The organism is Litoreibacter meonggei (assembly GCF_003663885.1).
In the GTDB taxonomy this organism is placed as follows: domain Bacteria; phylum Pseudomonadota; class Alphaproteobacteria; order Rhodobacterales; family Rhodobacteraceae; genus Litoreibacter; species Litoreibacter meonggei.
Genome location: NZ_RCCE01000003.1, coordinates 219,552 through 232,676, shown reverse-complemented (window position 1 = coordinate 232,676; position 13,125 = coordinate 219,552). Strand labels below are relative to the sequence as shown.

Sequence of the window (13,125 nt, the reverse complement as noted above, 5' to 3'; positions counted from 1 at the left end):
AGGTTTGGTGGGTGAGTGACGAAGCGCGCCTGCGAACGTCAACCTGAGAGGAGCAGACCCTTGAAATTTGGAGACATGCCTGACGGCAGCGCAGTCGTACGACACCGCATCGAAGGGGGCGGGCTGATCGCCCACATCTTGTCTTACGGTGCCGTTTTGCAGGACTTGCGGTTGGAGAACCACGAGCCGCCATTGGTGCTGGGCTTCGAAAATTTCGCGCCGTATCTGACTGACAGTCCTTATTTTGGCGCTATCGCAGGGCGGTGTGCAAACCGGATCGGCGACGGGCAGTTCGAAATTGACGGCAATCATTATCAAGTCGACCGAAACTTCAACGGGCAACACCACTTGCATGGCGGGTCCTCAGGGGTCGGCAAGCGCAATTGGACGGTCGAGGACGTAGCTAAGGACCGCATAACGCTGCGAATTGATCTGGCGGATGGCGAGATGGGTTACCCCGGAAATATGACCGCTCGGTGCACCTATGCCTGTTTGGAAGGCGGTGTATTTGACTTGCAGATCGAGGCCGTGACAGATGCGCCGACGCTGTGCAACTTCGCCCATCACACATATTGGAATCTAGATGGCGGGGCGAATACGGATGACCACGTTTTGCAGGTTGACGCGGATCAGATGACGGTCGTTGACGACGGGTTCATCCCAACAGGTGAAAGCCGCGATGTAACGGGCACACGCTACGATTTTCGCAAAGAGCGTCCCATTCGGGATGATCAATTTATTGACCACAACCTGTGCTTGTCGGGCACGCGGCAAGGGCTGCGCCGGATTGGGTTGCTACGCTCGCTAAAGTCTGGCTTGGCTATGAAGATGCGCTCGACGGAGCCGGGGCTTCAGGTGTATGACGGCTTCAAGCTGGCATTGAAGCCTACGGGACTTGGCGGCCGCCACTATGGGGCAAATGCGGGCCTCGCGCTGGAGCCTCAGATTTGGCCTGATGCCATCAACCACGAGGGTTTTCCAAACGCGATATTGCGCCCCGGAGAGACCTACAAACAACACACGCAATTTGCGTTTTCCAAAGGATAATCCGTTATGAGCTATTCGAAATACATGAAAGAAGCCAACTACATAGGTGGCGAATGGGTTGGCGCTGATAGTGGTGGCACGATTGAGGTGACGAACCCCGCGACTGGCGAAGTGATCGGAACGGTACCTGCTTGTGGTGACGTCGAGACGCGCCGCGCGATTGACGCGGCTTCCGGTGCATTTGATGGGCTGGCAGGCATGGGTCTGATGGAGCGTGTTGGCCTGCTATGGAAACTACACGACGCCTTGATGGACAATCAAAAGTCGCTGGCCGAGTTGCTGACCGTGGAGATGGGCAAACCAATGGCCGAAGCCATGGGGGAAATTGGCATCGGGGCGCAATATGTGCGCTGGTTCGCCGAAGAGGTGCGTCGCGCCAAGGGCGAGATTGTGCCTGCCCCGACTAACGGCCGCCGCTTTCTGGTGACCAACCATCCGATTGGCGTTGTTGGAATGATTACTCCTTGGAACTTCCCGTCCTCGATGTTGGCTCGAAAACTTGCGCCAGCGTTGGCCGTCGGCTGCACGGTGGTAGCCAAACCAGCGACCGCGACGCCCTATAGCGGATTGGCGTGGGGGGCATTGGCCGAGGAAGTCGGCTACCCGAAAGGATCTGTTAACGTCGTCACGGGGTCGGCGCGCAAAATCGGTGGTGCGATCATGGATGATCCACGCGTTCGCAAGGTGACCTTCACGGGCTCGACCGAGGTCGGCAAAGAACTGATCCGCCAGTCTGCGGACACAGTGAAAAAGGTTTCGATGGAACTGGGTGGCAATGCGCCGTTCTTGGTGTTCAATGACGCCGACGTGGATGCGGCGATTACTGGCGCGATGGTCTCGAAATTCCGCAATTCCGGTCAAACCTGTGTATGCGCAAACCGTATCTACGTGCAGGACGGCGTCTACGACGAGTTCGTGGCCAAACTCAAGGTAGCTGTGGAAAACCTGAAGGTGGGTGACGGCCGTGATGACGGTGTCGAGCAGGGGCCGTTGATCGACATGGATGCGGTTGCAAAGGTCGAGGAGTTCATCACGGATGCAACTGCCAAAGGCGGCAAGATCGCCACTGGTGGCGCGCGTCACGGCAACGGGCATAGTTTTTTCGAGCCGACAATCGTGACTGAAGCCACACAGGACATGAAATTCGCCAAAGAAGAGATCTTCGGACCGCTCGCGCCTGTCTTCCGCTTCACTGATGAAGATGATGCGATTGCTTGGGCCAACGACACCGAATTCGGGCTGGCGTCCTACGCGTATACCCGCGACGTTGGCCGAATTTTCAAGCTTAACGAGAAGCTGCAATACGGCATGATCGGGATAAACTCAGGCCTGATTACTACCGTCGAAGCGCCATTTGGCGGCGTGAAGGAAAGCGGGCTTGGCAAAGAGGGCGGAAGTCAGGGGCTCGCCGACTATCTGGACGTGAAATACACCGCTGTGGATTTCTGAACGAGGGGGCGCTTCAAGCGCCCCTTTTTCTTGCGTTTGAATAAGTTTCTGGCAGGGTATGGCTATGAAAACACCTGTAATTGACAACCTGCAATACGTGAATTGGTCCGAGACCGTCTTTCGCCAGCTTCGGGCGGGAGGTGTGGACGCAATCCACGTCACGATTGCCTATCATGAGAGTTTTCGCGAGGCGGTTCTGAACGTCTCGCAATGGAACCGCTGGTTTGAGCAATACCCCGATCTGATCATGCGTGGCGTGTCTGGTGACTGCGTGCGCAAGGCTATGGAAACTGGTCGCACAGCGGTGTTCTTTGGCTTCCAGAACCCGTCGCCCATCGAAGACGATATTGGTCTGATTGAGGTTTGGCACCAACTCGGCATTCGCTTCATGCAGCTGACCTATAACAACCAATCTTTGCTGGCGACTGGTTGCTACGAGGACGACGACACTGGATTGACTCGTTTCGGACGGCAGGCGGTGGATGAGATGAACCGCGTTGGCATGGTGGTCGACATGAGCCATTCTGGCGACCGTTCGACGCTGGAGGCGATCGAGCATTCAATCAGGCCGATCGCGATTACTCACGCAAATCCGAAATGGTGGCATAACGCGCTGCGCAACAAGACGGACGAGGTGCTGAGAGCGCTGACGGGTTCTGGCGGAATGCTGGGGTTTTCGATGTATCCGCATCACCTGAAAGATGGCTCGGACTGCACGCTGGAGAGCTTTTGCCAGATGATCGCGGAGGCCGCAACGCGGTATGGTGCACAGAACCTCGGGCTGGGCTCTGATCTTTGTCAGGACCAACCTGATAGCGTAGTCACCTGGATGCGCAACGGTCGTTGGTCCAAGCAGCTGGATTATGGCGAAGGCTCCGCAACGAATGCCGGGTTCCCGGTGCAGCCAAGCTGGTTCACAGACAACCGCGACATGGCAAACATCAGCGCGGGTCTGCTTAAGGTCGGGTTCGCGCAGTCCGATGTCGATGGCATCATGGGGGGCAACTGGCTGCGGTTTTATGACCAGTCGTTCGCGGGGCTCTCGTGACGATCGCGCTGCCGCCACAAGAACCTCTGCGCAGCCCAGATGAGGTCATGCGCCTAGAGCGTATGGGGTCAATGTTCCCGTCACGCCTGAGCTTCTTACGATCTTTGACCAGACGCTTAAGCGCCGACAAGGCAGTGGTCACTCGCTCAGTATGGCAGATGGACCCGGATGGATTTGGCCACGCAGTTTACTCGTTGACGCTTGGTGGGCATGTCTATTCGTTGGTGGCATTCTCTAACAAACTTGACCCTGATCAACGCACGGACCGCGTTATCGCACAGGCTTGGGACGCGGCTTTTGTTTTATATGACGGCGTGCCCGATATGGCGGAAATCCAACGTTTATCCGAGAACGCCCCTAAGCAGGAAGCCGGACGGTTCTCCGAGCGGGATTTGGTCCTGAGCCGTGCCAACAAATCGGTGCGACTGTTTGCTGAAGTCACCAAGGCCCTACGCGAAGGCCGCCAACCCGATGCTAAAATGGTCGGTGATATCGGGTATCTGATGCGCACGACTGCGGTGTATGGGAATGGCAAATTCGGAATAGCGGACCGAAATGTGATAGCCGACCGGCCCGGCTTGGAAGGGCCATTCGCTGCCGAAATGTTAACCGTCTGGCTGATCCGGGGATTTACCCATGATTTAGCGGAGCATGTGGGCGGCGCGACTTTGGATCGCGCGTTGAAGCGACATTTGGGAATCGGCAACTCGACCGGCTTGGGGATGGCGCCGTTTTTGGTGTCTCACCCTGAATTGTTGAACAACTGGATGATGGTGCGTGAAACTGCTTTAGCGCGGGTCCGCGCAGTGCGTGTTTTGTCTCGGGCTCAAAGCGACAGGCTTGTCGTGCTCGCCGAGCGAGTGGCCCGGCATTTGAACCAATGGACCGTGCCTGACGAAAGCCAACAAGCGCGGATAAAGCGGCTGCGACAGCATTGGGCGGACTTGGCCCCTCAGTTGCCCGATCTGCTGGATCAACCAAAGCCGCTAGATCAGCTGATCCGAGTATCTCAAGTCCTGTCGGTGGAGTGTCAGGAACTGGTGGTTTCATTGGTGCTAGAGCCGTTTGGCGACCTGATTGATGGTTTGACTGACTGCATGGGCGTTGGTGCTGGTGTTCCGATTGATCCACGGATGGATGTGGCGGATTTGCGGGAAGCAATGCAGCGCGATTGCGCTTGGGCGCTAGGTTGTGACTTCGATGATCCGCGTGAGGACGCACAGTTTTGGTATGTGAGCGAGGAAAAGCAGGAACCGCGACTGGGCTCCAGATATTCCGAAGCGGGGAGCGAGTTGGAAAGTCCGTTGGACACCGCGCGCCAGATTCAACACTTGGCGCAAGATTTGCGTCATGCCGATGGTCTGCTGGCCGACTTCTTGCGGGCATACCCGCAGCATCGTAGCGCGGCCCGCAGGGTCCAGCGGTTGGCGACACATCCCTATGCGGAAATTCGGGACAATCTGATCTGCGAGCGCTGCAAGCCGATTGATATGCTGCGTTGCAAATTGTCGTTCTTTGGTGCGGCCAAATTTGACCCTAAATCCGACCGATGGACACGCATCACGTTGGCGCAAGGCGCGCCGTTGCATGACGAGCTAGACGACGCAGACGATTGGTGGTTGCCGGTGTTCGAGCCGTGAGCTGGATTGACGATTTTCTGGACGGCGGCCCGGATTACGTCGCAGAACGCAGGTCTGTCGCAGAGATGCAGGCGTTATTTCTGAAGGCAGGTCTCGGGGCGAAGCTGCCCTTGGGCAATGCTCAAGATTTCTCGGGAATGACTGCACTATTTATGAGCGATCCGAAACTCTTTGCGATGGCTGCCGCCGCCCTAGAAGGCGTGCACCGTCCGGTGCACTTCGAGGGCACCACAGAGCACATGGTCATCGACGACGCGCGCATCGCAATGGCGGCACCCGCGGTGACGGACGCGTTTGTTTGTGGGGCGACGCGTGTAGTGTTGCATGATCTGGATTGGCCGCAATTGTTGTGGCCGATTTTGGTGTGGGCGCAGCAGGTCTACGGCGTCACCTTGGGCATTCACCGGCCGGATGGGCGCACGGTTATGATTTTGAAGACGGAGCAAGGATTGAAGCCGCTTGGTGATCCTCAGGCGGTTCCGTTGGTGCCTTTGGCCCAGCTGGAGCAGTTGGCCGCAAAGACTCTGGTTCCGTCATCGGATGCGTCGCGCATGTCTGGCGCGGGCGCGGGCCTGCAAGACAACGATTAGGTGAAAGCGCGGGGTCAGGTTTCGCGAATGTAGCGCGAGCGATCCGAACTTGCTGAGCGCCGTTACAATCAAATAGCGGCCTAAATCTCTCTCCGGACTGGGCGGCGCGAGATCGAGATGTTAAAGACTAACGTCTCTATCGGGAATACGTGTTACCGGGTGGAGGTTGTGGGTCGCGACAGAGGTGGCGCGCAAGGATTTGGGCTTTGAGCCGTAAGGGTAGTGAACTTGGCTGACATGAAGATCGAAAAGGACGAGGGAAAAAGCAAACCGGTAGCGCCGCTTGTGCCTGAGCGGCGTATCAAGCTGCGTCACATCGTACCGAGCCTTGTCACAGTGTTCGCGATTTGCGCCGGGCTGACGTCGTTACGCATGAGTATTGAGGGCAATATCCCTGCCGCGTTGTATCTGATCATGCTTGCGGTGTTTCTGGATGCGGCAGACGGCAAGATCGCACGGTATCTGGATACGGCCAGCCCGTTCGGCGCGGAGCTGGACACGCTCGCGGACTTCTTCAACTTCGGCATTGCACCGGGTTTGCTGATTTACAACGCGTTTTACCACGCGTCGGAGTATCAAAATCTGGGGTGGCTTAGCTGCCTTGTTCTGGCGATATGCTGCGCTTTGCGCCTTGCGCGGTTCAATGTGGGTCTCTCCGTGCCACCGAAAGCTGGGCAACGCGATTACTTCACCGGCGTCCCTGCACCGGCTCTGGCGTCACTGGCGTTGATGCCTGTTTTCCTAAGCCTCGTGGGGTGGAGCAATCTGGGCACGCATTCGCACATTATCGCAGTCTACGAGATTGCGATTGCCTTGCTGGCGGTCAGCATGATCCCGACATTCTCGATCAAGCACGCGTCGGTGAGCCGGAATCACTTGCCTATGATCGCGATCGGGTCGGCAATCGTGGTGATCTGTTTGATGGTATATCCATGGCACACCTTCATCTTTGCGAACCTGATGTATCTCGGCTCGTTGCCGGTATCCTACATGCGAGAGCGCGAATCCCGATTGGCTGAAAGCTAGGCGCACTTGCCCCGCTCGGCCTTTGCTGTCACTGAGCGTGCCAGCTTTGTTATGGACAGGACATACCTATGAACATGCTTAAGATTGTGGCGGTGCCAATGCATCCAGAAGGCCGCAAGTTTGTCGCGATTTTCGCCGGCATCGCTGTGCTGCTTGGTCTGATTTGGCAGCCCCTTTTCTGGCTGGGACTTGGTGCCACGGTGTGGTGCTACTATTTCTTCCGCAATCCAGTGCGCACGGTGCCACAGCGCGCGGGCCTGATCCTGTCGCCAGCGGATGGCGTCGTGTCTTTGATTTCTGAAGTGGTCCCGCCGCCCGAACTTGGTCTTGGCGATGCTCCGGTCTATCGCGTCTCGGTGTTCATGAACGTGTTCAACTGCCACGTGAACCGCTCCCCGATGGATGGGACGATCACCCAGATTGTTTACCACAAAGGCAAGTTCGTGAATGCGTCTTTGGATAAGGCAAGCGAGCACAATGAGCGCAACGGTTTGGCCATCGAGTCCCCTGACGGCCACCGGATTGGTGTAGTCCAGATTGCCGGTTTGGTGGCGCGCCGCATCGTGTGCTTTGTCAAAACCGGCGATGCCCTGAAGGCGGGCGAGGTGTTTGGTCTTATCCGTTTTGGCAGCCGTTTGGACGTGTATCTGCCCGCAGGGATCCTGCCAGCGGTTTCGGTCGGGACAACTGCTGTTGCTGGCGAGACGACGCTGGCGGATCTGCATGCTGAACAGACAGCGGTGCAAAGCGTCGACATCTAAGTCCCGACTACTGGAGACAAAAAAGACCCCGCTGTGATTGGCGGGGCCTTTTTTTGTTGCGTGATTGGCTTAGCGCTGACCGTAGTAAAGACCAACGGTGTGCTCGGCCTCCGCGAAGAAAAGCCAGCGAAGGATGAGTGCGCCGCCGATGTGCAACAGCAACGCCAGAAGAGATATCAGGTGATAAAACGGCGGGAGCACCAGCAGCAGGTAGGGCAGCAGCGACAGGCATAACACGCCGATGATGCGCAGGGTGCGGGCGTGCTTGCGGCCGACCACATGGACCATTTCCTTCATCAGGTAATTCTTGGAACTATGCGGGGCCTCGAACATGCGAACTTTGCCCATATTACCCAGTCCGGTAGCGGTTTCGATGGTGGAGCCGGAGGCCGAGAACAGCTTGTCACCGATGATCCAGTACACACATTGAAACACCCCAAGCACGAGCAGCATGGGGGCCGCGATAGACGTCTGGCCCGCCAAAAATGCGCCACCCGTCAGCGAATACAAGATGAACAACACTGGCGTTGTCCAATGACTCCAGCGCGGCACGGTAGTGATCTGTGTATAGATCATCGAGGTGCCGAACACGGTGGCAAGGCTAAGGGCCGCGCCCAACAGCCCGAGTATCGTCCAACTGGTATTGAGGAAAACTACGCCGATTGCGTAGATGCCCATGACCGTTAGGGCCGCCACAGCCAAGCACCCTTCGCGCGACAACCAACTGCTGCGCCACTGCGAGAAGGCCTTGAGCGCCCGCTGAGGGTTTCCAAGGTGGAAGGCCGACGAAATCAAGCCACCTACCGCGAACACGTAAGCGATGAGGAAGAATATGAACGCGGTGAAGCCCGAATAGTCAGGTTTGCCGAAGCCAAGGAATGTCAGCAGGCCAAAGCCCAACCCCGAGAAAACGGTGAAGAAAATAATGGAGGGAGCGGGATGCATCAGCCGATCCTTTCGAGCGTTTTATCGAGCCAGCCAAGGAAGCCTGTCGGCTCCTCCGCGACGGTCTCGAGGAAGGGGGCGAGGATGTCGATCTGGTCGTCCTTGGGGCGGGGCGGAAGGTATTTGTTGACGGGTTTGGTGCCAAGCTCTGGCATCAGGTCCATGCCACCGCGTTCGGCCACCAGTTTGGACACGTCGGACGTCTCGTCGCCCAGATCACCAAAGTGCCGCGCGCCTGCGGGGCAGGTGCGCACGCATGCCGGTTCACGGTCTATTTCGGGCAGGTTCTCGTTGTAGATGCGGTCGACGCAGAGGGTGCATTTCTTCATCACGCCTTCGGCTTGGTCCAACTCCCGCGCGCCATAGGGGCAGGCCCATGCGCAGAGGCCGCAGCCGATGCAGTCGCTCTCGTTCACCAGCACGATGCCGTCTTCCACGCGCTTATAGGACGCCCCTGTGGGGCAGACGGTGACGCAGGGGGCGTCTTCGCAATGCAGGCAGGATTTCGGGAAGTGCACCGTCATCGCGGCGCCCTCGTCGGGGGTCACCTCGTAGCTGTGGACGCGGTTCAGGAAGGTGCCGGACGGGTCCGCGCCATAGGGGTTTTGGTCCGACAATGGCGCGCCGTAGTTTTCGGTGTTCCATCCTTTGCACGAGATCACGCAAGCATGGCAGCCGACGCAAGTGTCGAGGTCGATCACAAGGCCCAGCTTCTTTTCGGTGTGGGTCGGGAGTTGGGTCATTTCAGGCCCTTTCCGGCTGTCGGCAATGCGTCGGCATTGCGTCGGATTTCTGTATGGCAGCTAAAACGATCGAGACGAGCGGTCATTTCCCCACCTTCCATGCCAGTTTCGATGACCCTGTGCCGACTGGCGATTTCTGTGCTTCGACCTCTGGTTGCGACTGGTTGTGCGCGGGGGGTGCGGCCTTGGAGATGCGGACCTTCAGGTCGAACCATGCAGCTTGGCCGGTGATCGGGTCGGAGTTGGCCCAGCGGAGACCGTCGCCTTTGGGGGGCAGCAGCTCGTGGATCAGGTGGTTGAGCAGGAAGCCCTTGGTGGTCTCCGGCGCGTCCTGTTCCAAGGCCCATGCGCCTTTGCGTTTGCCGATGGCGTTCCAAGTCCAGACAGTGTTGTCGTTCAGCGCTTTTTGCAGCGCGACGGGGACTGTGATCTCGCCATGGGGGGAGGTGACGCGTGCCCAGTCGCCTTCCTTGAAGTTGTTGTCGTCCCAGATTTTCTGAGGAACGTAGAGCGGGTTGTGGCCGTGGATTTGGCGCAGCCATGCGTTTTGCGACCCCCACGAGTGATACATCGCCATGGGACGTTGGGTCAGCGCGGTGATGGGATATTCGTCGGCCTTGTTCTCGTCCTCGTTCGAATACCAGATCGGCAGCGGGTCCATCGTGCGTTTGATCCGCTCGCGCAGATGCTCTGGTGGCTGGCGGGTGCCAACGCCCTCGGCGGCGAGCTGGAATTTGCGCATCGGCTCGACATAGAGATTGAACAGGTAGGGCATGGTTTTATCAAAAAAGGACTTCTTCACCGCCCAGTCTTGATAATTCATGTTCCACGGCTTGTAGAATGCTGCGTCCTCGGGGACGTGCTCCACCCAGAAGCCACCGTTTTCGATGTAGCGGTCAAGCTGCTCGGGGTTGCTGTCGCCGCGCCCGTGGTCGTCACCGTCACCACGGAAGCCTGCCAAGGGGCCGACGCCGGGGCGGCGGATGTGGTTGGTAATGTAGTCGGCGTAGTCTTTGTATTTCTGGGTGCCGTCTTCGTTGACGAAGCCCGGCAGGCCCAAGCGTCCGCCAAGATCGCAAAGTGCCGATTGGAAGCCTTTGACGTCGCGGTCCGGCTCGACCACAGGCCAGCGGATGGCGTCGGCGACCGCGTCGGCCTCGCAGATCGGGCGGTCCAGCAGCGAGATGCAGTCGTGGCGTTCCAGATAGGTCGTGTCGGGCAGGATCAGATCGGCATAGGCCACCATTTCCGAGCTATAGGCGTCGGAATAGATGATGTTGGGGATCACGTAGTTCCCGTCGGCATCTTGGTCGGTCAGCATCTCGATCACGCCACGCGTGTTCATCGAGGAGTTCCACGACATGTTGGCCATATACATGAACAGCGTGTCGATCTTGTACGGGTTACCAGCATGGGCGTTGGAGATGACCATATGCATCATGCCGTGGCTCGACATGGGGTTTTCCCATGTGAAGGCCTTGTCGATGCGGGCGGGGGTGCCGTCGTCTTTCAGGCACAGATCGTCGGGGCCGTGGGTGAAACCCAGATGCGGGCCGTCGAGGGCTTGGCCGGGTGTGACGCCATAATGTGGCTTCGGGTGGGCTTCTGGTGGCTTGGGGTAGGGCGGCTTGAAGCGCATGCCGCCGGGGGTCTCGACGCTGCCAAGGATGATCTGCAACACATGCAGGGCGCGGCAGGTCTGGAACCCGTTGGCGTGGGCCGAAATACCGCGCATCGCGTGGAAGGAGACCGGACGGCCGACCATCTTGGTGTGTTTGTGGCCGCGGAAATCTGTCCACTCGCGATCCAGCTCGATGGATTGGTTGAATGCCACATCGGCGAGTTCGGCCGCGATGCGTTTGATGCGGTCGGCGGTTATGCCGGTGCGTTCGGCGACAGCCTCGGGGGCGTATTGAGGGTCGAGATATTTCTCGGCCATGTGCTGGAACACCGAGCGGTGGCTTATGCCCGCGTCGCGCAAGGAGCCTGCCAGATCGGGTTTTACACCCTTGGCGTCGAAGGCCGCAGGCTTACCGGTGGCGCGGTCCATCACCATCAGCTTGTTGTCTTTGTCGCGCATCAGCAGGCCGAAATCTTCGGATTTCTCGTCGCCGTTGACCAAGACTGGCGCGTTGGTGAATTGGGCCAGATAGTCGAGATCCAACTTACCGGCTTTGAACAGCTCGTGGACCATGGACAGGATGAACAACCCGTCTGTGCCGGGTGTGATGCCGACCCATTCGTCTGCAATGGCGTTGTAGCCGGAGCGGATGGGGTTCACGCCGTAGACCTTGGCGCCGCGTGCCTTGACCTTGCCGAGACCCATCTTGATCGGATTGCTGTCGTGATCTTCGGCGACACCGAAGATCATCACCATTTTGGTGCGGTCCCAGTCGGGCTGGCCAAACTCCCAGAACGCGCCGCCCATGGTGTAGATGCCGGCGGCGGCCATGTTGACCGAGCAGAAGCCGCCGTGGGCTGCATAGTTCGGCGTGCCGAAACCTTGCGCCCAAAGCGAGGTGAAGCTTTGCGACTGGTCGCGGCCCGTGAAGAAGGCGAGCTTCTCGGGAGCGGTTTCGCGGATGGGTTTCAGGATGCCGGTGGCGATGTCGTAGGCTTCGTCCCACGTGATCGTCTCGAACTCGCCGGAGCCGCGCGGGCCTGTGCGCTTCATCGGGGCTTTCAGGCGGGATGGCGCGTTGTGCTGCATTATGCCCGCCGAGCCTTTTGCGCAGAGCACGCCTTGGTTGACGGGGTGATCGCGGTTGCCCTCGATATAGGCAACCTTGCCGTCCTTCATGTGCACGTCGATCCCGCAGCGGCAGGCGCACATATAGCAAGTGGTTTTGCGGATTTCGTCACTGACCTTGGGGGAGAGGTCGATCACGGGTTGGTTCATGGGAAGACTCCGGTCAGCTGTTTTTGTTGGCGGCGTTGACGATCGCCGCGAGGCAGCAGGACGCCATGCGGGCAGCAGGCGGGTCGGCGCGCGAGGTTAGAAGTACGGGGACTTTCGCCCCCATGACGATGCCCGCAGCACATCCGCCAGAAAGGTAGACGAAGGATTTGAACAGCGAATTGCCCGATACGATATCCGGCACGATGATCGCATCCGCCTGACCTGCTACGGGATCGGCGGTGAGTTTCTTGGTGGCAACGGCGGCGGGCGACAGGATCAGGTCGAGGGCCAGCGGGCCGGAGAAGTCGGCGCCGGTGATTTCGGCCTTGGCCCATGTTGCCAATTCATCCGCCTCGACAGAGGAGGGGACGGCTGGCAGCACGCTTTCAGTTGCGGACAGGAAGGCGACCTTGGGGCGGCTCGTTCCGAGCGTCTGGAGCAGTTTGACCACTTCGCGGGTGGCGTCTTTGCGGGTCTCTAAATTGGGGTCCACGTTGACCGCCGCGTCGGAGATTGTGATCGACTTGGTGCCATCCGGATGGGTGATGTGGAAGATATGCACCAGACGGTTGCCGGTGCGCAGCCCTGCGTCACGCGCCAAGGCAGCGCGCATGAAGGTGTCGGAGTGCAGCTGGCCTTTCATCATTACATCGGCGCGGCCCTCGCCGCAGGCCATGGCAGCGGCTTGGCCGCTTTCCTGCTCGCCGGTCGCTTCGATCAGTTGGAATTGGGAGATGTCCCAGCCCAGCTTCTCGGCTTCGGCCTCGATCATCGCGCGCTCGCCGGTGAAGACCGGCTCCATGATGTTCGCCTCGGTGGCGTCACGGGCGGCTTCCATGGGCAGGGGCGCGCCAGCGCGGGCGATTGCAACGCGCGGGGTCGCGGCTTTTTGGGCCATGTCCAAAAGCCAGCTTGGGCATACGGCGTCGTGTTGGGATAGGAATGGATTGTCGGTGGTCATTGCGGTCTCTCCCAAA

At 58.8% G+C, this 13,125-nt stretch carries 11 protein-coding genes; 7 read left to right on the top strand and 4 right to left on the bottom strand.

The window, feature by feature from the left end; all coding sequences use genetic code 11:
- Positions 1–60 precede the first annotated feature (60 nt).
- From BCF46_RS09555 to BCF46_RS09525, 7 genes are all read left to right on the top strand, one after another.
- Positions 61–1,047, top strand: coding sequence for an aldose epimerase family protein (locus tag BCF46_RS09555; protein ID WP_245989977.1), 987 nt, complete (start codon positions 61–63; stop codon positions 1,045–1,047).
- 6 nt (positions 1,048–1,053) lie between these two features.
- Positions 1,054–2,496 carry an NAD-dependent succinate-semialdehyde dehydrogenase gene (locus BCF46_RS09550; protein WP_121023647.1) on the top strand — a complete coding sequence of 481 codons (1,443 nt, stop codon included), beginning with the start codon at positions 1,054–1,056 and terminating at the stop codon, positions 2,494–2,496.
- Positions 2,497–2,560: 64 nt separating this feature from the next.
- Positions 2,561–3,544: a membrane dipeptidase gene (locus BCF46_RS09545; RefSeq protein ID WP_121023645.1), complete on the top strand. Its 984-nt coding sequence runs from the start codon at positions 2,561–2,563 to the stop codon at positions 3,542–3,544.
- Positions 3,545–3,591: 47 nt separating this feature from the next.
- On the top strand, positions 3,592–5,184 hold the full coding sequence (locus BCF46_RS09540; RefSeq protein ID WP_121024488.1) for a hypothetical protein: 1,593 nt from the start codon (positions 3,592–3,594) through the stop codon (positions 5,182–5,184).
- Positions 5,181–5,774: a hypothetical protein gene (locus tag BCF46_RS09535; protein WP_147435987.1), complete on the top strand. Its 594-nt coding sequence runs from the start codon at positions 5,181–5,183 to the stop codon at positions 5,772–5,774. The genes BCF46_RS09540 and BCF46_RS09535 overlap by 4 nt, the downstream gene beginning before the upstream one ends.
- Before the next feature lie 237 nt (positions 5,775–6,011).
- Positions 6,012–6,800, top strand: a complete 789-nt coding sequence (locus BCF46_RS09530; protein WP_170157907.1) for a CDP-alcohol phosphatidyltransferase family protein — start codon at positions 6,012–6,014, stop codon at positions 6,798–6,800.
- 68 nt (positions 6,801–6,868) lie between these two features.
- Complete coding sequence (locus tag BCF46_RS09525) at positions 6,869–7,561, top strand: phosphatidylserine decarboxylase (RefSeq protein WP_121023632.1); 693 nt, start codon at positions 6,869–6,871, stop codon at positions 7,559–7,561.
- A gap of 69 nt (positions 7,562–7,630) precedes the next feature.
- Here the strand turns inward: BCF46_RS09525 and BCF46_RS09520 are convergent, their stop codons facing one another.
- The 4 genes from BCF46_RS09520 to BCF46_RS09505 form a co-directional block, all read right to left on the bottom strand.
- Positions 7,631–8,506, bottom strand: coding sequence for a dimethyl sulfoxide reductase anchor subunit family protein (locus BCF46_RS09520; protein ID WP_121023630.1), 876 nt, complete (start codon positions 8,504–8,506; stop codon positions 7,631–7,633).
- Positions 8,506–9,249 carry a 4Fe-4S dicluster domain-containing protein gene (locus BCF46_RS09515; RefSeq protein ID WP_121023628.1) on the bottom strand — a complete coding sequence of 248 codons (744 nt, stop codon included), beginning with the start codon at positions 9,247–9,249 and terminating at the stop codon, positions 8,506–8,508. Before BCF46_RS09515 ends, BCF46_RS09520 begins: the two co-directional genes overlap by 1 nt.
- A gap of 82 nt (positions 9,250–9,331) precedes the next feature.
- Entirely contained in the window at positions 9,332–12,148 is a 2,817-nt protein-coding gene (locus BCF46_RS09510) for a molybdopterin oxidoreductase family protein (protein WP_121023626.1), read from the bottom strand.
- 13 nt (positions 12,149–12,161) lie between these two features.
- Positions 12,162–13,109, bottom strand: coding sequence for a phosphate acyltransferase (locus BCF46_RS09505; protein ID WP_121023624.1), 948 nt, complete (start codon positions 13,107–13,109; stop codon positions 12,162–12,164).
- Positions 13,110–13,125 lie beyond the last annotated feature (16 nt).